Origin of the sequence: uncultured Brachyspira sp., assembly GCF_910588665.1 — a bacterium.
In the GTDB taxonomy this organism is placed as follows: Bacteria; Spirochaetota; Brachyspiria; order Brachyspirales; family Brachyspiraceae; genus Brachyspira.
The window spans coordinates 91,686-110,328 of sequence record NZ_CAJUPR010000008.1; the positions used below are offsets into that span (position 1 = coordinate 91,686).

Below are 18,643 nucleotides of genomic sequence, written 5' to 3' on the forward strand. Positions count from 1 at the left end.
GGCAAGTTTACTTGACAGAGAATTATAAGCGTACAATTTTTATTAAGAGCAATAGGAGCAGAAATGAAAAAAGTAAAATTAAACAACGGCTTAGAAATGCCAATATTAGGTTTCGGAGTATATCAAATACCTGATTATGAGGAATGCAAAAAATCAGTATTAAATGCCATTGAGGCAGGATACAGATTAATTGATACGGCATCTGCATATTTTAATGAAAAAGCTGTCGGAGATGCAATAAAAGAAAGTAAAATTGACAGAAAAGAACTATTTATTACAACAAAATTATGGATATCAGATTCTGGATATGAAAACACTAAAAAGGCTTTTGAAATATCAATGAATAAATTAGGCTTGGACTATTTAGATTTATATTTGATACATCAGCCTTTCGGAAATTATTATGGTTCTTGGAGAGCTATGGAAGATTTATATAATGAAAATAAAATAAAAGCCATAGGAGTATGCAATTTTTATCCTGACAGATTATTAGATTTAATTATGCATAATAAAATAGCTCCTATGATAAATCAGATAGAAACTCATCCATTTTTCCAAAGAGAAGAGGACAATAAATTTATGAAAGAGCATAATATTCAAATACAGTCTTGGGGACCTTTTGCAGAAGGCAGAAACAACATATTTACTAATGAAACTTTGGTAAAAATAGCAAAAAAGCATAGTAAAACTGCAGCACAGATTATACTGAATTGGCTTATAAAAAGAGATATTGTTGTTATACCTAAAAGCGTTCATAAAGAAAGGATTATAGAAAATATCAATGTATTTGATTTTGAATTGGATAATGATGATATGAAAGAAATTTCTAAGCTGGATAATAAACAAAGTTTATTTCTATCTCATACCGATATTGAAACGGTAAAGTATTTATGCAGTTATAAAATTTAATATTTTTATAATTATATATTTATTTTTTAATTTAAAATGATAAGTATTTTAATAAGGTATGCAAATTAATGAAAAAGGAAAAATAATGAAAAAAATATTTTTGGGTTTATTATTTATTTCTGTTATTGATTTTATATCGGTATTTTTATTAAATAAAAAAGCGGAGGCAAATATTAATATGGAGAATAGCAGCAAAGTATTTTTTAATTTTAATACTAAAACTGTAAAATTGAACAGCGGATATGAAATACCTTTAAATGGAATAGGAACATATAGTTTGCTTAATGAAGTTTGCTATAATTCCATACTATTTGCATTGCAAAATGGTATAAGATTAATTGATACAGCTTATATATACCGCAATGAAGAAGAAATAGGAAAAGCCGTAAAAGATTCTAAAGTTGATAGAAAAGATATATTTATCACTACAAAACTATATCCTAATCAATACAATAATGCAGAAAATGCTATAAATGAAGCATTAAAAAAATTAGATGTAGAATATATTGATTTAATGCTTCTTCATCACCCTGGCAATAATGATGTAAAGGCATATAAGGCTATGGAGAAAGCTGTTAAAGAAGGAAAAATCCGTTCAATAGGATTATCTAATTGGTATATAAAAGAACTGAAAAAATTTTTAACGCAGATAGAGATTATGCCAGCATTAGTGCAAAATGAAATACACCCGTACTATCAGGATACTGAAGTTATTGACTATATTCAAAGCTTAGGCATAGCGGTTGAAGGCTGGTATCCTTTAGGAGGAAGAGGCTATCAAAGAGAGCTTTTAAATGACAGAGTATTAAAAGATATTGCTCAAAAATATAATAAATCAGTTGCTCAAATAATATTGAGATGGAATTTGCAAAGAGAAGTAATTGTAATACCAGGTTCAAGCAACAGAGAACATATAATTGAAAATACGGAGATATACAATTTTAAATTGAGTGATGATGATATGCAAAAAATAGCAAAATTAAACCGCAATGAAAAACATGACTGGTATTAAAAAAAATTTTTAGCTGTAAATCAGCAGTAATTAAAATATAAGCGTACAATTTTTATTAGGAGTAATAGGAGCAAAAATGAAAGTATTAATCTCATTCATCAAATACTAAAAAAGCCGCTGATCTTATAGGAAAAGTTTTAAAAGATGAATTTCAAAATGCTGAAACAGACTTTTTTAATGCAGAGCCTGAAAAACCGTATTCATCAAATTATAATAAAGTATTAAGATGAAGCTAAAAGAGATATAAACAGTAATCATAAGCCGAAACTAAAAAATAATATAGCAAGTATAGATAGCTATGATGCTGTATTTATAGGAAGCCCAAATTGGCACAATACTATACCTCCTCCTCTAAATACATTTTTAAATAATAAATAAGCACTGTAAATATATCTACAGCGCATATGTAAATTAATTAATTAATTATATCTTATTTAAAACATTTCTGATATTCGCCTATATCTAATTTATCGAGAGAGGCTCCGTATATGCAATAAGTTTTTTCTACCTTTAATCCGAAATCTTTAAAGCTTAAAGTAATAGGAGAAAGAAACGCATTCATATCATACTCAAGAGAATCGTAAAGAGATTTTTCTCCTCCCGCAGTGGTAATAATCTGAAATGTCTTATTCTCTAAACATTTCTTTTCGCTGCTATGATATAAATATCCCAAAACGCAATCTTCCCACTCTTTTAATAAGCTTGGAGTAGAAAACCAAAACAATGGAAACTGGAAAATAATCTTATCGGCTTCTTTTAATAATTCTATCTCCTCTTTTATATTTTCTTTTGTTATTTTACCATCTTTATAAATTTCATTTAAATTATGAATCTTTACATTATCAAAATCTTTTACGGATTCTATAAGCTTTCTGTTAACCTCTGAATCATTCCAATATGTGTGCGAAAAAACTACTAATATTTTCATCAATATAGTCTCCTGTATTATTTATTTTAGCATGCAGTATATCATTCAATTAAAAATTAGTCAAGTTTTACTTACAATTTAGAGTTTAGTCTCTGAAGATAATAGCTCATAAATATAAATAGTCCCATTACAGATATATAATCAGTAAAGAATAATATTATAGGCTCTTCATAATTAAAAAAAGAAAACTCTGTCATCAAAAATATTTTATTATATAAGCCTCTTTTTATAAATGAAATTATTCCGTATAATGAAATTAATAAAGCTGTTATTATAGATATTGGTTTTTTAATATTAATAAATTTTTTACTCATATTTATAAACATTCCCCAATGCATTCCGATATGAGCAGACATAAATATAAAAGCCCAAGAAGAAGAAATTATATGAAGTCTTCTTGTAAATGCTCCGCTGTTATGAATATTAAGAAAACCTAATACTCTTTGAGAAAATAATATTCCGCTTATCATAAGACCTGCCATACATAAAAAAAGCATAGTATTGATAAATGTATTTAAAGCTCTGTTAAAATTGTATTTTCCTTTAGGCAGATTTTTATACCAATTAAAATTAAGTATATGATGAAGTATAAAAAATATAAAAAGCAGAAAACCCAAATATTCATGCATAGCATCGCCTGTAAAATGATACGCCATTAAAATGAAAAAAAGTACAGTCATTATTATATCTACAAGTATTTTTATTATTTTTTTCATATATGAGTTTTCTCCTTTTTTATATAATTAAATAATTCAGTAATTTTGATAATCTGATTTTCTAATACAAAACTTTATTTTTTGTTTTTTTACTTCTATGTATTCTCATAATTTAAAATTTTATTTATAAAATATTTATTTTTTCAAGCCAGCTTTTTATATTATTTTCAGAACCATTTACTCTTGAACCGTATATACCTAAACCTTCAAGCATTATATAATTGGGAGATAATGAAGCTATATCATCTATACTTATACCTAATCCGCCTCCTCCATGCGTGCATAAAGGAGCTATTTTTTTACCGCTGAAATTATGAGTAGATAATAACTGCTTTACTGCTATCGGGATAGTGTTTCCCCAAAGAGGATAGCATAGTATAACAGTATCATAGCTTTCTAAATTATTAATATTAGAACTCAGTTTTGGAAGACTATCTCTTTTTAATTCTTCTCTATACTCAGCAACTAAATCACTGTAAGTTTTAGGATATTCTTCAAGCCTTTTTATTTCAAATATATCTGCATTCGTAAAATGCTTAATCATATCTGCAGCTCTTTTTGTATTTCCGCCCCAAAAAAAATATACTATTAAAGTTTTGGCATTTAAACTCTGAAAGAATAAAAAGCCTGAAAGAATATAAGTTAATAAAAATATTTTTGTTATTTTTTTCATTTATATATATATTCCTTATCATATACTTATTTTAATTTGCAATTTCAAAGCTTACTTTTGTATCTCCTATGGATTCAAAAATCTCTATGCCTGAAATTACTCTGCCTATTTTCTGCATATAAAATCTCTCGCTGTTTTGCTTATACATTATTACAAAGCTTTTTCTCGGAGGATAATATATTATATCTCCGACTTCATATCCTGTATTTTTTACATTTTTGTCCTTTAATTTCAAAAAAAGACGAAGTCAATAATAATACATATATTAATATTTTTTTCATATTAAAAATAATCCTTTAATAATTTTTTATTTTTATACTATGCATAAACTTACAATATACCCGTATTTTGAAGCCAATTTTTTATATTGTTCTCAGAGCCTGAAACTCTTCCTCCTGATAAGCTTAAACTTTCCAGTATATTAGAGTCTTTGCATAATGAAGTTATATCTCTGATGCTTCTTCCAAGTCCGCCTCCTCCATGTGTGCATAAAGGAGCTATTTTTTTACCGCTGAAGTTATGAGTTAATAATAATTGCTTTACAGCCTGAGGAATTGTACCCCACCAATTAGGATAGCATAATATAATAGTATCATAATTTGCTAAATTATTTATATCAGTGCTAAGATTCGGCAGAATATTATTATTCAACTCGGTTCTTGCTTTATTTAAAGTATCATTATAAGAACTAGGATAGCTTTCAGAGGTTTTTATTTCAAATATATCAGCCTGAGTCATATTTTTTATTATGTCGGCGGCTTTTTTAGTATTTCCGCCCCAAGAAAAATATACTATTAAAGTTTTTGAAGAAGTCTGGGCATTTAAACTTCCAATCATCAATGTTATTGATGCAAATAAGAATATTAATATTTTTTCCATTTTTAATTTCTCCTATTTATATTATAAAAAATTACTCGCTTATATACTCTATTAAATAAATTTAACAGAGGCTCGTAATTTTTTATTACTTACTTATTTATATTATAAAAAATTGTTCGCTTATTTTTTTGTGAATGATAAATCATTCACAAGCTCATAATTTTTTATTGTATAGAGTTAATTACAGCTAGAGCATTTAAAGTTCTAGGATATCCTATATAAGGTATGCATTGCGTTACAGCTTCTATAAGCATATTTTTATCATTTCCTACTGCTATATTTGCATTAGCATGGGCAGCAGCCTGAGGTTCTGCACCGCCTAAAGATATTATCATTATGAAAGTTAAAAGCTCTCTAACCTGCATATTAAGTCCGTTTCTTGTATAAAAATCCCCGAAGCAATTAGCCGATAAAAAGTTCTGAATATGCTTTTGATTTAGAGGTGCATTATTATGGGCATCTAATATTCTTTGTCCGAAAGTATTAGTTTGTACTTCCAATCCTTTATAAAATCTGGTTTCTTCTGTAACAGTAGATTGAGACTCTACAGGAAGAGATATATTTCTTTCTTTGAATACCTTATTAGCTTCTTCTAATGCAGCAAAAACTCTTGGAAATCCCACATAAGGAGCACATTGATATAGCGCCTCTTTTATTTCAATAGGACTAACTCCTACATTCAAAGCTGTTTCTACATGATTTTTTATCATATCAGTGCCATAAGAAGCTGTTAAAGAAACTAAGCTTACTAATTCTCTTAATTTAGGATCTAAAGAACCATGATTATAAACTTCGCCGTATAGAAAATTATTCAATATATTTTCTAAGTCTGTATCATCTGCTTTAGTTACAGATGCATCCCGCTTTAATAAGTCATTATATTTATTTTTTGCTTTTTCCGTCATATTTAAATTTACTCCTTTGTTTTGAATATTCTTATAGCCGTCTGCGCATGAAAATACAAAAATACTGCATGCTATCATAATAAAGTTTTTAATATATTTTATCATTTTATGTCTCCTTTTAATATTATTCTGCAAGCTCTATAGTCATATTGAAATCTCCTTTTATATCAGATATTTTTGATACATCAGAAGCATTTTCAAATTTTCCTAAATATATTAAGTTATTTGAGTATCTGAAGTTTTTATAAAAAATCGCTATATTACCCCAAGGAGCATAATAAGTTATATCTCCTGCTTTAGGATTTATTCCATCTGGTTCATTTTGAGTATTTAGTTTTTTACTTAAATAAAATATTTTTTCTGTGCTGTTATAATCTTCCGCTTTAATATTTAAAGGAAGAAGTGATAAAAAATCATTTCCCGCTTTTGAATCATTTATTAAAGCATAAATCTCATTTCTGTTAAAAGTTAATTTTATCCTTGTGTTTTGAGTAAAAGCATTCATCGTAAATATAATAAATAATATAAAAACTGTAATAATATTTTTCATAAATTAATTATCCTATTTTTTATTATTGATTTGTATAGCTGTAATATTCTTCATCTGTAACATGTTCAAGCCAAGTAACATTATTACCATTAGAATCTCCTGTTATAGCAATATGCTTCATATAAGAATCATAAGAAGCACCATGCCAATGTTTTATATTTTTAGGACAATATAAAATATCGCCTGCCCTGAACTCCTGTATAGGCTTTCCTTCTTCCTGAGTAAGCCCTATTCCTTCCAATACTATTAAATGCTGTCCTAAAGGGTGAGTATGCCATGCGCTTCTTGCACCTGCCTGAAAGGTTACATAAGCTACGCTGAATTTTGAAGTTTCATTTGCTGATATTATGCTTTCAACTTCAACAGATCCTGTAAAATAATCTGATGAACCTGTTGATTTATTTCCTTCGCCGTTTCTAATTAAAACGGTATTTGAAGGCGAAGCAGGATAAACATAAGAATTATTTCCTGATTTTGAACTGCATGATAATGCTGTAATAGAAATAATCAAAATGGATAATATTAATAAAATACTTCTCATTTTTTCTCCTTTTTTGTATTTGCTTAAAAATTGTTTTTAATTATATCATTAGAGCTAACTCCAATGTCAATAGTAAAAATATAATTTTTTTATTTTGATTTATTAATCCTGCTTTGAAGTTATGCCGTTAAATTCATTTTCAGATTTATTAATTTATATATATTGTATTTTTTAGTTTTTTCTATACAATATTTTATAAATAATATATCATCGGCGGCATTATGATATGAAAAGAATAGGAATCTATATAGATTTAGAAAATATATCTCATTTAAGCTATGAAGTCAATTTTGAATCAATGATTAATAATATATTTTCATTTTATAAAAATAATCTAAAGGATAAAGAAATATTTTATTCGGTAAAAAAAGCTTATGGGGATGCAAAATCCATAAAAAAATATTCTAAAAAATTAAGAGATTTGCATACTGATATCATTTATTCTGTGCCTATAAATAAAGCTAAAAATATGTCTGATATGAAATCATCAATAGACGCTTTTGAAGATTTTATAATATATAAAAAAATAGATATTGCTGTATTTGTAACAAGAGATGTTGATTACAGCATTATTATGGACAAATTAAAACGGTATGGAGCAATAACAGCTGTAGTTACAATATTCAACAATACTAAAAGAGATATATTTAAAAACTCCTGCAGTCATATATTTAAAATAGAGGATTATAAAACTGCCGACAAGCAGGAAAAAGAAATAAAAAAAGAAAACTCTATAAATAAGAATGAATTTTTAAATTTCTTTTATAACAGAGTATTAGAATCTTATAATGCAGGAGAAAATACTGAAGCTTTAAAAATATCTATTTCCGATATTTTAAGCAAAATAGATGAAGACTTTAATCTTGAAAAAGGAAAAAATGCTGTAGAGCAAACTCAGTTCAAAAAAATTAAAAATGTTATTAAATTTTTAAATAACAATGAAATAGAAACAAAAATTTATAATGATAATATTTATATAAATGACATTAATAAATTTAAAAGTATTATGTCTGAAATTTTAGGATTAAATAAATCTGAAATAAGCGAAAAAAATTTCATATTATCATTTAAAGAAATACTATGCGGCTATGAAGAAAACTTTATCATACCATTATCTAATACTATGAATGAAATCAATAAAAAATTTAAAATAGGAAATAATTCAAGTGCAGTAAAAAACACAAAATTTAAAAAACCTGGCAAGTTTATCGATTATCTTTTAAAAAAAGAACTTCCTATTGAATTAAATAATAAAGGCAATAGTTTTATTATGAAAAATAAAAACAGCGTATTAGAAATACTGGAAAATATATCTAATGAATAATAATATTAAAAAAGGAAATAAAAATATGATTGTTATAACGGTTATTGGAATGGGATTAATGGGAGGGTCTTTAATTAAAGCTCTGAAAGCAAGCAGTCAAAATTATAATATATATGCTCTGGATACAAATAAAGAGAATATAGAAGCCGCTTTGAAAGATAAATATATAGAAAAAGGTTATTATAATTATGATAATATAGAAGAATGCATAAATATATCAGATATTATTATGATATGCACTATTCCTTCCATAGCAATAGATATTATAAATAAATACAAGCATTTAATAGATAATAATAAAATACTATCGGATTTCTGCGGAGTAAAAACGGATATTTTCAATAATACAAAAGAAAAAAAATATATAGGCATTCATACTATGACAGGAAAAGAAAAGGGAGGATATATTAATTCTTCAGAAACCCTATTTAGAAATTCTAATGCCGTTATAATAAATAATGAAAATGCTGATAAAAATGATATAGAAATAATAAAAAAATTAGCTTATGATATAGGCTGCTCAAAAATAACTATGGCAACGGCGCAAAAACATGATGAAATGATAGCATTCACAAGTCAGCTTATGCATATAATAGCATGCAGTATTGTCAATCATGATAGTTTTTTATCTTCTGCAGGTTTTGAAGGAAACAGTTTGATAGATCATACAAGAGTGGGCACAATAGATGCCGATATGTGGAGCGAACTTTTTTTATATAATAATGAATATTTATATATAAGCCTTGAAAAATATATAAAATGTATGCATGATTTTCAAAAAGCATTAAAAGACAAAAATGTAAATGTATTAAAGAATCTGATGAACAGCTCTAATAATAAAAAAAAAGAGTGGAATAAAATTAAGCTTTAATTAAGATTAATTATATGCCTCAGAAAAAGAGGCATATAAAATGAACGCTTTCTTTAAATATAGAACCATAAACATAATAATATGTAAAAAATCATTATCATTTGACATTATATATAATATTGCTATAATGAAGCAACTATAATAAAAAAATAAATTAAGTATAGGTAAGCATAAAAAACATGAAAATAATAAAGCTGTTAAAAAGAATTAATAGAGAAAAAGAACTTGATATTTCAGTTTATAAAAATAAATATATAGAAAATAAAAAAGATAAGCTTAGATTTGAAAAGATGCTTCAGAAATCTGTTTCAATGGGTCTTGTAATAAAAAAATCTAATACTCTGAAACTTACAAATGAAGGAAAAATATATTTAGATAAAGAATTAAAAAAATCATCTGAAAAAGAAACAAGTATCTCTAAAAATAAAAAAAATGAAACAAAAAAGCAAAAGCCTCAGATAAAAATAGATATTAACAATGCTAAAAAGGATGCCGAGATAATAGCAAAATCATATAATGCACCTGTAGAGTTTTCAAAAAAATGTTTGTATGAAGCTAAACTTTTGCCTGACAGCATAGAAAATGCAGAACTTGAATTTGACAGAATAGATTTAAGAGATATAAGAACCGTAACAATTGACGGATCGGATTCAAAAGACTTTGATGATGCTATAAGCGTAGAAAAATTAAATGATGGATATAAATTAGGAGTACATATTGCAGATGTAAGCCATTTTGTGGCTATTGGAAGCGCATTAGACATAGAGGCAAGAAAGAGAGGAAACAGCATATATCTTATAGATACTGTTTATCCTATGCTTCCGCATGAACTTTCAAACGGTATATGTTCTCTTAATGAGAATGTAAGCAGATTTACAATGACGGTATTTATTATAATAGACAATAAAGGAAATGTAAAAGAAAGTAGTTTTCATAAAAGCGTTATAAAGTCAAGCAGAAGATTAACTTATGATTATGCAGAGGATATTTTAGACGGCATAGAACAAGACGAAGATTGGCTTAGAGAATTATTAACAAATGCAGATGATGTAAAAAAAATACTTCTTCAAAAAAGAATAGAAAACGGAAGCATAGAGTTTAATCTTAATGAAACACAGATAATATTAGATAAAGGCGGAAACCCTAAAGACTTTTTTATAGGAGAAAGAAAAGAAACCCATAAAATAATAGAAGAATTTATGCTTCTTGCAAACTGCGAAGCGGCTAAAAGATTAAAAAATATAAAAGGCTCTATTTACAGAGTGCATGACAGTCCTGATAAGGAAAAGCTAGACACTTTTATAAAAATAGCATTTAACAGAGGATACAGAATTGCAAAAGATTCTGAAGGCAATTTAGATTTTCATTCATTTATAGAATCCATAATGGGAAAACCTGACGAAAAATTACTTCTTACACTGCTGCTCAGATCAATGAAGCAAGCCGTATATGACATTCATAATATAGGACATTTCGGACTTGGTTTTGAATATTATACTCACTTTACATCTCCTATAAGAAGATATACAGACCTGCTTACACATAGGCTCTTAAAACTTTCATTAGAGGGAATAAATAATTTAAAACCATCTGTTTTGCAATTTTATACAAACTCTGCAAAACATTGCTCGCAAACAGAAAGAACGGCAATTGAATGCGAAAGAAGCTTAGCAAAAGTAAAGGCTGCAAGATTTATGAAAGACAAAGTTGGAAACGAATATAACGGAATAATAAGCGGAGTTACAAATTTCGGAATATTCGTTGAGATAGAAGACAGAGGAATAGAAGGCTTAATAAGATATGCCGCTTTAAAGTCGCATTATCATTATGATGAAAATGAACAGGCGGCATACAGCGAAGAAGATGCCAAATGGTACACATTAGGAGACAGAATAAAAATAACGGTTTATAAAGTTGATGTTAAAGAATTATTTATTGATTTCATACCTGCAGATGAATTCGATAATGCATTTAACAATAGGGATATAATAGACGGAAGAGATTTTTTAAAAAAGAAGAAAAATAAAAAAGAAGTATATTCAAAAAAATCTAAACCGCATAAAAATAAAAAGAGAATCTCAAAAGACAAAAAAGAAAGAAAAAAATCTAAAAAGAGAAGATAATATTTAATCAATAATAAAAGGCTTTCTTAATTCAATAAAGGAAGCCTTTTTATTTATATTATAATTATAAAATATATATTACTCAGTACTTAGTAATATAATAATAAATGCAATAAAAAAAGCTTCTCATATCAGTATGAAAAGCCTTTTTGTTTATTATAAATTTTATTATGGTATAACATAACCTGCTTCTTCTTCGCCGTACATATCCCTGTATTGAACTCTGACATTAAGAGCCCTGAATTGTCCCGACTGAGATAAATTTCTGAAACTGTTATAATATATAAAGTATCTTCCGAAATTAATATTTTTAATTCTATTAAGTTCGGCTGAATAGTCTATAGATAAATCGGCATTTACGGTATATCCATAGGTGTTTTTAGTAATCAAATCTAAGAAATAATTAGATTTATTTGCTCCGATATAAACCTGATTAATAGATACGGCATTGTTTTCAGCAAAACTTGCGATATCATTAAAATTCATCATATCAAATACTCTGTCATCGGGGCTGCTTACAGAAAAATGTATAATAGCTGTTTTCTTGAAACTGTTTCCTGCAAGTCTTATAGCATCATAAAAAGCGTCATCTAAAGATGATATTCCGCCTGTAAATCTGAAGTTATTTGCATTTTCAAGTATTCTTAAATTTCTGGCATCATAATCGGAAGCTTTATAAACATGATCATTATAATGAATAACTAAAACCTCATCATTATTAGTTAATTTCATAGTAAAGTTGCTAATCTCCTCTTTCATTCTATTTTCATAAGGCTTAGCGGCGGCGCTGTCTTCTATAAGATATATGAATCTGTATTCATGCAATTGAGGAGCATCATAAAAACCAACTTTATAATCAACACTTGAATTTTCTCTGACAAAAAAATTATCGGCAGTAAGTCCCGCTACAGGATTTGCAAGTCTGTCCCTAACGGTAACGGAAGCCACAACTAAAGGAAATCTATTTAAATATTCTCTGTCCACAAACACATCTAAATTAGCATAATACTCTTCTTTTCTTATATAAACATCTACTCTTCCAGATATAAAATCCGTAAGATATATATCGCCGTTATCTGCTTCCGATACCGAAGTTGGAGTAACTGTATATCTTTCCGAATTATTAAATATTGTAAAAGAATCAGTATCTACATCATAATAAAAAACTTTACTTCCGTCAGCTATATAAATATTTCCGTCTTTGGAAAATGATATTCCTCTAGGCTCATTAAATAAATTATGACTTATAGTTTTAATATAATTTCCGCTTAAATCAAATTGCTGCACTCTTTTATTTCCCATATCAGCAACATATATATAACTGTCATTAACCGATATTCCTGCAGGCGAAAAGAACTCTCCGTTATTTTCTCCAAGCTTTCCAAATGTATATAAAAAATTTCCGTCAATATCAAATACTGCAATTCTGTTATTACCCGAATCGGAAACATATAAATTTCCGTCTCTATCAGCCGCCACAGACGAAGGTCCTATAAGCTGACCATTATCTACGCCTGAAACGCCTATATTTGTAATATAATTATGATTAGAATCGTATTTTAATATTTTATCTTTTTTAGTATTTGCTATATATATATTTCCGTTCATGTCAATATCAAATCCTCTCGGATTTTCAAGCCTCTCATAAGGATAAACTTTAGCTGCAAACTGAAAAAGTTTTCTCCACCAGCTTGTCTGAACAACATCAAGTCTTTTTCCATATGAAATTGTGCTGATTAAATTTCCGTTTATATCAAATTTCTTAAGCGAAGAATCGCTGTAGTCTAATACATATAAATTTCCGTCAGACATAACTTTTATTTGTATAGGCTGATTTATATTTTTCAAAAAATTAGCATTTGTAGAAAAAGCCTTTAAATATATAAAATTACTGAATATATCTTTTTTATCTTCTTTAGAACTAACCGAATCATACTTGTTAATTTTTGAAAGTATTATAGGATCTTCATATCCCATTCTTGCAATATTGAGCCATTCATTAATAGCCAAAGACATATATCCCGCTTTATATAAAGACTTGCTGTACCAATATCTTATAAACTTATCGGTAGGATTTGTATTAAGAGAGTTTCTGAAACTGGCAATAGAAGCATCATAACGTTCCTGATTATAATAATGAACACCCCTTAACAGTTCTCTGTAGGAGTCATAAGTTTCTGTGTTTACATAATACGGAGTTTTATTGAAAGTGTATGAAAACGGTACAGCCGTTAAAAATAACACTATAACCGCTAGAAGTTTTATTCTCATAAATCCTCTTTATATAGTTTTTGATATTTTTTCTTTATAATAATGACAAAAGCCCGCTATCGGGATTGAACCGATGACCCTCACCTTACCATGGTGATGCTCTACCTTCTGAGCTAAGCGGGCAATTTTGTAAAATATTATAAAATTACAGAATAAAAAAGTCAAGCAAACATATAAATATTTTATTATGTTAACCCTACTTTATATACCCTATAATATTTTTAACATAATTTTTTGTCTCTTCAATATTAGGAATTCTCTGCAATTTATCAACCAAACCAGGTCCTGCATTATAAGCCGACAAAGATAAATCTAATCTTCCGTTATATCTGTTAAGCATCTGAGATAAATATCGGCTTCCCGCCATGATATTAGTATAAGGATCTTTAAGCATCTCTTTATCTTTTACTCCCAAATCGGCGCCAGTCTGAGACATTATCTGCATCAATCCAATAGCTCCTTTATGACTGACCGCATTTGGCATATAATTTGATTCCTGTTTTATAACAGCCTTAATCAAATTCTCGGGCAAAGAATATTTTTCAGCAGCTTCTTTAATTATATCATCATACTTAGAGGGAAAACTTTCAGCTGAAGATTTCTTATATGCATTAACAGCCTTAGCAAAATTATTTGTATTTTCCTCATAAACTCCTAAAGATATTTTTCCTTTGAATGAATCGGAAGAAGGATCACTATTAATAATTTTACCATTATTGAATTTTTTATTAGTATCATTAATAACCGAATCTTTTGAATTACCAGCTTCATTAATATCAAGCGATTTATTCTCTGCAATAGCCTCATTCAAATGTTCTGAAAAAGGCTTTGAAGGAAATGAAGCATTAACAGGAGCAAATCCTAATTTATTAAAAGTTTCCTGAATCTCGCTTATTCTGGATTTTATTCTTTGTACAGATTCTATCATAAATATAACCTCTTAAATATTATTAATATGTATTAACTGAAGCATAATCTTTCTTCCATTCATCTAATTCAGCCTGTTCTTCTTTATTTATTAATTTCTTATATTCCAATAATTTCTTTTCTTTTAAAATCTCAACAGCTCTTCTTTGTCTTGAAGCTTCTTGTAAAATTTCCTGCCTCTTTCTAAGCTCTATGCCTATTTCAGACATATTATTTTCATGTATAGCTACTTGAGCATTTAATGCATTTATATATTCTCCCAAATAAATACTCATTGAAAGCATATCTTCATTATTTTCTATGCCGTCTACATATCTTATTCCGTCATCTATTTTTAATAAGCAATTATCTTTTCCGTCTCTTTCTTTATTATATTCGGCAGAAACTTCAGCCACTTCAGCCTGTCTTTGTTTTTCTATATTTTTTCTAAGTTTATATAAAGGCTCCAAATTAAAACTAAATCTCTTCATAAATATTACCATACAATAATTTTAATTTATCTATAATATTACCATATCATTATTAGAATATTCCACATTATCGGAAATACTGCTTCTATCTTCCGCTTTTTTTACATCTCCGCTATTTAGCAAATCTTCTTCTATCTCTTCCTGAGAATAAAACATAGATAAAAGATTCTCTTTGCTGTCTGCAAAACTTGAAACTTCATATATATCCTGCTGCAAATATCTATCCATCATAGGCTTATAATCAATAGCTCTGTCAACTTCAGGCATACTGCCTTTAGCATAACCTCCTATCATTATAAGTTCTTTGGCTTCATTATAATCGGCGCTCATCTTTAAAAATTCTCTGGCTGCTTTTTTATGCATATTAGAAACCACTTCATTCATAATCCTAGATATGCTTTTATTGACATCTATAGCAGGGAAATGTCCCCTATTAGCTAAATCTCTAGACAGCACTATATGACCGTCCAATATACCTCTGACAGCATCTGTTATAGGTTCGTCCAAATCATCGCCTTCAACCAATACATTATAGAATGCCGTAATAGTGCCTTTAGATGATGTACCTGTACGCTCCAATAATTTAGCAAGTTCGGAAAATACGCTTGGAGTATAGCCTCTTGTAGTAGGTGGCTCGCCTCTTGAAAGTCCGATTTCTCTCTGCGCTAAAGCAAAACGGGTTACGGAATCAACCATAAACATAACATTTTTTCCCTTATCTCTAAAGTATTCGGCTATTGCTGTTGCAGTATAAGCAGCTCTTACCCTAAGCAAAGGGGCATCATCGCTTGCAGCTACAACCAGTACGCTTCTTTTTAATCCCTCTTCTCCAAGGTCTCTTTCTATAAAATCCTTTACCTCTCTTCTCCTCTCTCCTATTAATGCTATAACATTTATATCGGCATTAGTATTTCTTGCTATCATAGATAAAAGAGTGGATTTTCCTACACCTGTACCGCTCATTATAGCCATACGCTGACCTTGTCCCACAGTAAGAAGTCCGTCTATTGTCCTTACTCCAGTCTGTATATGTTTTTTTATTCTAGGTCTGTTCATAGGGTTTACAGAATCATTAAAAACTGATATTGGAGTTTCATAAAAATTATGTCCTCCTCCTGAAAGTGGTTTTCCTCTGGCGTCCAATACGGAACCTAATATCTCATCGCAGCACATAACAGATAAAGGTCTTTCAAAAGAATAAACCATATTACCGAAAGTTATTCCGTTTACAGGTCCGAAAGCGGAGAGAAGAACATCTTGATTTCTAAAACCTATAGCTTCGGCATCAAGATAAGTTTCATCATTCATATATATACGGCACATATCTCCAAGTTTGCAGAAAGGTCCCTCGCTTATAATTAATGAGCCTATAACTTCTTTAACTTTTCCATACGATTTTAATAAAGCCACATCATCAACAATTTTTTTGTATTTATCAAATGTTTTTTTAACTTCTTTAATAAAATCTATATTATTATCTTTTAACATTGCATAAACCCATCATTAATATAAAAAATTAAATATCAGAAACCTTTTATAGGCTCAACTTCTTTAATAGCAGTCTCTATTTCATTTAACTGAGTATTGATTCTAGCATCAATATCTCCGAAGTCGGTTTCTATCATACAGCCGCCTACATCAACATTAGGATCCTCAAGAACGGTTACACCCTCTATTTTATCAAGCATTTGATAGAACTCATCTTTATGCCTAGCGGATACCTCTAAATCATCAATATTAACTCTGATAGTAATTTTCGTTCTGCCTTTAATCCTTCTTAAAGCCTCTTGAATATTCCTTATAACTATGCCTTTATCTCTCTCTGTAAGCATTTTTACAACACGTTTGGCTATAAGTACGGCAACTTCAATTACCTGAGCTTCTGCGGCATCTATTATTTCATTTCTTTTATTAATAGTTTCTGCAAGTATTCTCTTCATTTTTTCAGTTAATTTCACCAAATCATTATTACTGTCGGAAAAAGACTTTTCAAAACCTTCGTCATATCCTTTGGCATAACCCTCTTTATATGCTGCATCCTTTATAGATTCTGATTCATTTTGTATTTTTTCTTTTTCGACATTAGCGTCTTGTATTATTCTTGAAGCATCAACTTTTGCCTGTTCTGAAATAACATGCGCTTCATTTTGTTTTGATTTAAATATTTCAAAAGCCTGAGTTTTGGCATCTTCAATAATTCTATCCGCCTCATCAATAGCTTTTCTTCTCATATCTCTTAAATCTTCTTCCCATTGAGCTCTTAGCCCTGCAATCTCTGCTTCTATTTCTTCAATGGAAGGTCCTTTATATTCTTCCTGCGACTCTTCATAATCCAATTCCTCTTGTGATTTGTGATGCGGAACAGCAATATTTACCTTTTGAGTAAGTTCAACAATACTTTTGGATTTAAAAACCTTTTCTGGCATAATTAACTCCCAATTATTCTTAAATCTTTAATAAAGATTTTATTATAAAAAATCAAACAACCATCTCATCTTCGCCTGCACGGGCAACAACAATATCGCCTTGCTCTTCAAGTTTGCGTATAATATTAACAATTTTCTGCTGAGCTTCTTCAACATCTTTAAGACGAACAGGTCCCATAAAGTCCATATCTTCTTTAAGCAATGCCGCAGCGCGTTTCGACATATTTCTGTAAACCTTATCCTGAGCATCTGTATCAACGCTTTTAAGCGCCTTAGCTAAATCGCTTGAATCAACTTCACGAAGAACCTTCTGTATAGCTCTATCATCAAGCAAAACAATATCTTCAAATACAAACATACGCTTCTTAATTTCTTCTGCAAGTTCCGGATCATCTTCTTCCAAACTCTCAATAATACTTTTCTCTGTGGATCTATCAACACTGTTAATAATTTCCACTATAGAATCAATACCTCCCGCAGAAGTAAAGTCTTCGCTTGCAAGAGTTGAAAGTTTTCTTTCAAGCACTCTTTCAACTTCTCTTAAAACCTCAGGAGATGTTCTGTCCATTATGGCAATTCTTTTAGCAACATCGGGCTGAATTTCTGTAGGCAGAGCTCCCAATATGCTGGCGGCTTTCTGAGCCTCCAAATAAGCCAAAATAAGCGCAATAGTCTGAGGGTGTTCGCCTTGTATGAAATTAAGCAGATGAGCGGGATCTGTACGGCGTATAAAATCAAAAGGTCTTACCTGAAGAGAAGATGTAAGTCTGTTTATTATGTCGCCCGCTTTCTGACTTCCAACAGATCTTTCAAGCAAATCTCTTGCATAATCTATACCGCCTTGAGTTATAAAATCCTGAGCTATCATCATCTCTTGAAACTCTCTGAATACTGCATCCTTATCGGCAGCCTCTATATTCTCAAGTCTGGCAATATCAAATGTTATCTGCTCTATTTCCTCCTCTCTTAAATGCTTAAATATATCGCTTGAAGTTTCCATTCCTAAAGATACTAAAAATATAGCAACTTTCTGACGGCCGCTTAATACCCGTTGTTGTTTACTTTTTTCTTTATCTGCAGGCATAATTATCTCCTAATTTTTTAATTTATAACTCAAT

Annotated in this window: 19 protein-coding genes, 1 tRNA gene and 1 pseudogene; 6 read left to right on the top strand and 15 right to left on the bottom strand. The window is 29.1% G+C overall.

Features of this window, described 5'->3' with window-relative positions:
• Positions 1-63: 63 nt before the first annotated feature.
• The 3 genes and pseudogenes from QZ306_RS07465 to QZ306_RS10660 form a co-directional block, all read left to right on the top strand.
• Positions 64-909, top strand: coding sequence for an aldo/keto reductase (locus QZ306_RS07465; protein ID WP_295162658.1), 846 nt, complete (start codon positions 64-66; stop codon positions 907-909).
• 85 nt (positions 910-994) lie between these two features.
• Positions 995-1,921: an aldo/keto reductase gene (locus QZ306_RS07470; protein WP_295162660.1), complete on the top strand. Its 927-nt coding sequence runs from the start codon at positions 995-997 to the stop codon at positions 1,919-1,921.
• Positions 1,922-2,046: 125 nt separating this feature from the next.
• Positions 2,047-2,293, top strand: a pseudogene (locus tag QZ306_RS10660) (NAD(P)H-dependent oxidoreductase); the annotation flags it as partial.
• Between the two features lie 58 nt (positions 2,294-2,351).
• Here QZ306_RS10660 and QZ306_RS07475 read toward each other — a convergent pair.
• The 8 genes from QZ306_RS07475 to QZ306_RS07510 form a co-directional block, all read right to left on the bottom strand.
• Positions 2,352-2,849, bottom strand: a complete 498-nt coding sequence (locus QZ306_RS07475) for an NAD(P)H-dependent oxidoreductase (protein ID WP_295162662.1) — start codon at positions 2,847-2,849, stop codon at positions 2,352-2,354.
• A 71-nt stretch (positions 2,850-2,920) separates the two neighbouring features.
• Positions 2,921-3,565, bottom strand: coding sequence for a DUF4405 domain-containing protein (locus QZ306_RS07480; RefSeq protein ID WP_295162664.1), 645 nt, complete (start codon positions 3,563-3,565; stop codon positions 2,921-2,923).
• A 124-nt stretch (positions 3,566-3,689) separates the two neighbouring features.
• Positions 3,690-4,238, bottom strand: a complete 549-nt coding sequence (locus QZ306_RS07485; protein WP_295162666.1) for a flavodoxin — start codon at positions 4,236-4,238, stop codon at positions 3,690-3,692.
• Between the two features lie 31 nt (positions 4,239-4,269).
• Positions 4,270-4,473 (bottom strand): cyclophilin-like fold protein, encoded by a 204-nt coding sequence (locus QZ306_RS07490; RefSeq protein WP_295162667.1) that lies wholly within the window; start codon positions 4,471-4,473, stop codon positions 4,270-4,272.
• Between the two features lie 95 nt (positions 4,474-4,568).
• Positions 4,569-5,117, bottom strand: coding sequence for a flavodoxin (locus QZ306_RS07495; RefSeq protein WP_295162669.1), 549 nt, complete (start codon positions 5,115-5,117; stop codon positions 4,569-4,571).
• Between the two features lie 164 nt (positions 5,118-5,281).
• On the bottom strand, positions 5,282-6,127 hold the full coding sequence (locus QZ306_RS07500) for a carboxymuconolactone decarboxylase family protein (RefSeq protein ID WP_295162671.1): 846 nt from the start codon (positions 6,125-6,127) through the stop codon (positions 5,282-5,284).
• 19 nt (positions 6,128-6,146) lie between these two features.
• Positions 6,147-6,572 carry a cyclophilin-like fold protein gene (locus QZ306_RS07505; protein WP_295162672.1) on the bottom strand — a complete coding sequence of 142 codons (426 nt, stop codon included), beginning with the start codon at positions 6,570-6,572 and terminating at the stop codon, positions 6,147-6,149.
• Between the two features lie 22 nt (positions 6,573-6,594).
• Entirely contained in the window at positions 6,595-7,113 is a 519-nt protein-coding gene (locus QZ306_RS07510) for a cupin domain-containing protein (RefSeq protein WP_295162674.1), read from the bottom strand.
• 226 nt (positions 7,114-7,339) lie between these two features.
• Here QZ306_RS07510 and QZ306_RS07515 point away from each other — a divergent pair, with 226 nt between their 5' ends.
• From QZ306_RS07515 to QZ306_RS07525, 3 genes are all read left to right on the top strand, one after another.
• Positions 7,340-8,437, top strand: a complete 1,098-nt coding sequence (locus QZ306_RS07515) for an NYN domain-containing protein (RefSeq protein WP_295162675.1) — start codon at positions 7,340-7,342, stop codon at positions 8,435-8,437.
• Positions 8,438-8,462: 25 nt separating this feature from the next.
• Complete coding sequence (locus QZ306_RS07520) at positions 8,463-9,308, top strand: prephenate dehydrogenase (protein ID WP_295162719.1); 846 nt, start codon at positions 8,463-8,465, stop codon at positions 9,306-9,308.
• Positions 9,309-9,487: 179 nt separating this feature from the next.
• Entirely contained in the window at positions 9,488-11,431 is a 1,944-nt protein-coding gene (locus QZ306_RS07525; RefSeq protein WP_295162677.1) for a ribonuclease R family protein, read from the top strand.
• Between the two features lie 168 nt (positions 11,432-11,599).
• Here QZ306_RS07525 and QZ306_RS07530 read toward each other — a convergent pair whose 3' ends face one another.
• The 7 genes from QZ306_RS07530 to fliG all read right to left on the bottom strand — a co-directional run bounded on the left by QZ306_RS07530 (position 11,600) and on the right by fliG (position 18,609).
• Positions 11,600-13,702, bottom strand: a complete 2,103-nt coding sequence (locus tag QZ306_RS07530; protein WP_295162679.1) for a 6-bladed beta-propeller — start codon at positions 13,700-13,702, stop codon at positions 11,600-11,602.
• A gap of 50 nt (positions 13,703-13,752) precedes the next feature.
• A tRNA-Thr gene (locus tag QZ306_RS07535) sits at positions 13,753-13,825 on the bottom strand.
• Between the two features lie 73 nt (positions 13,826-13,898).
• Positions 13,899-14,630: a lytic transglycosylase domain-containing protein gene (locus QZ306_RS07540; protein ID WP_295162681.1), complete on the bottom strand. Its 732-nt coding sequence runs from the start codon at positions 14,628-14,630 to the stop codon at positions 13,899-13,901.
• 22 nt (positions 14,631-14,652) lie between these two features.
• Positions 14,653-15,099 carry a flagellar FliJ family protein gene (locus tag QZ306_RS07545; protein WP_295162684.1) on the bottom strand — a complete coding sequence of 149 codons (447 nt, stop codon included), beginning with the start codon at positions 15,097-15,099 and terminating at the stop codon, positions 14,653-14,655.
• A 30-nt stretch (positions 15,100-15,129) separates the two neighbouring features.
• Positions 15,130-16,587, bottom strand: a complete 1,458-nt coding sequence (locus tag QZ306_RS07550; protein WP_295162685.1) for a FliI/YscN family ATPase — start codon at positions 16,585-16,587, stop codon at positions 15,130-15,132.
• Between the two features lie 35 nt (positions 16,588-16,622).
• On the bottom strand, positions 16,623-17,525 hold the full coding sequence (gene fliH / locus QZ306_RS07555; protein ID WP_295162686.1) for a flagellar assembly protein FliH: 903 nt from the start codon (positions 17,523-17,525) through the stop codon (positions 16,623-16,625).
• Between the two features lie 52 nt (positions 17,526-17,577).
• Positions 17,578-18,609, bottom strand: coding sequence for a flagellar motor switch protein FliG (gene fliG / locus QZ306_RS07560; protein WP_295162688.1), 1,032 nt, complete (start codon positions 18,607-18,609; stop codon positions 17,578-17,580).
• Between the last annotated feature and the right edge of the window lie 34 nt (positions 18,610-18,643).

Excerpts from the sequence above, each read along its gene's own strand:
- QZ306_RS07465 (WP_295162658.1), top strand. The coding sequence starts at position 64 with ATGAAAAAAGTAAAATTAAACAACGGCTTAGAAATGCCAATATTAGGT.
- QZ306_RS07470 (WP_295162660.1), top strand. The coding sequence starts at position 995 with ATGAAAAAAATATTTTTGGGTTTATTATTTATTTCTGTTATTGATTTT.
- QZ306_RS07475 (WP_295162662.1), bottom strand. The coding sequence starts at position 2,849 with ATGAAAATATTAGTAGTTTTTTCGCACACATATTGGAATGATTCAGAG.
- QZ306_RS07480 (WP_295162664.1), bottom strand. The coding sequence starts at position 3,565 with ATGAAAAAAATAATAAAAATACTTGTAGATATAATAATGACTGTACTT.
- QZ306_RS07485 (WP_295162666.1), bottom strand. The coding sequence starts at position 4,238 with ATGAAAAAAATAACAAAAATATTTTTATTAACTTATATTCTTTCAGGC.
- QZ306_RS07495 (WP_295162669.1), bottom strand. The coding sequence starts at position 5,117 with ATGGAAAAAATATTAATATTCTTATTTGCATCAATAACATTGATGATT.
- QZ306_RS07500 (WP_295162671.1), bottom strand. The coding sequence starts at position 6,127 with ATGATAAAATATATTAAAAACTTTATTATGATAGCATGCAGTATTTTT.
- QZ306_RS07505 (WP_295162672.1), bottom strand. The coding sequence starts at position 6,572 with ATGAAAAATATTATTACAGTTTTTATATTATTTATTATATTTACGATG.
- QZ306_RS07510 (WP_295162674.1), bottom strand. The coding sequence starts at position 7,113 with ATGAGAAGTATTTTATTAATATTATCCATTTTGATTATTTCTATTACA.
- QZ306_RS07515 (WP_295162675.1), top strand. The coding sequence starts at position 7,340 with ATGAAAAGAATAGGAATCTATATAGATTTAGAAAATATATCTCATTTA.
- QZ306_RS07520 (WP_295162719.1), top strand. The coding sequence starts at position 8,463 with ATGATTGTTATAACGGTTATTGGAATGGGATTAATGGGAGGGTCTTTA.
- QZ306_RS07525 (WP_295162677.1), top strand. The coding sequence starts at position 9,488 with ATGAAAATAATAAAGCTGTTAAAAAGAATTAATAGAGAAAAAGAACTT.
- QZ306_RS07530 (WP_295162679.1), bottom strand. The coding sequence starts at position 13,702 with ATGAGAATAAAACTTCTAGCGGTTATAGTGTTATTTTTAACGGCTGTA.
- QZ306_RS07540 (WP_295162681.1), bottom strand. The coding sequence starts at position 14,630 with ATGATAGAATCTGTACAAAGAATAAAATCCAGAATAAGCGAGATTCAG.
- QZ306_RS07545 (WP_295162684.1), bottom strand. The coding sequence starts at position 15,099 with ATGAAGAGATTTAGTTTTAATTTGGAGCCTTTATATAAACTTAGAAAA.
- QZ306_RS07550 (WP_295162685.1), bottom strand. The coding sequence starts at position 16,587 with ATGTTAAAAGATAATAATATAGATTTTATTAAAGAAGTTAAAAAAACA.
- fliH (WP_295162686.1), bottom strand. The coding sequence starts at position 17,525 with ATGCCAGAAAAGGTTTTTAAATCCAAAAGTATTGTTGAACTTACTCAA.
- fliG (WP_295162688.1), bottom strand. The coding sequence starts at position 18,609 with ATGCCTGCAGATAAAGAAAAAAGTAAACAACAACGGGTATTAAGCGGC.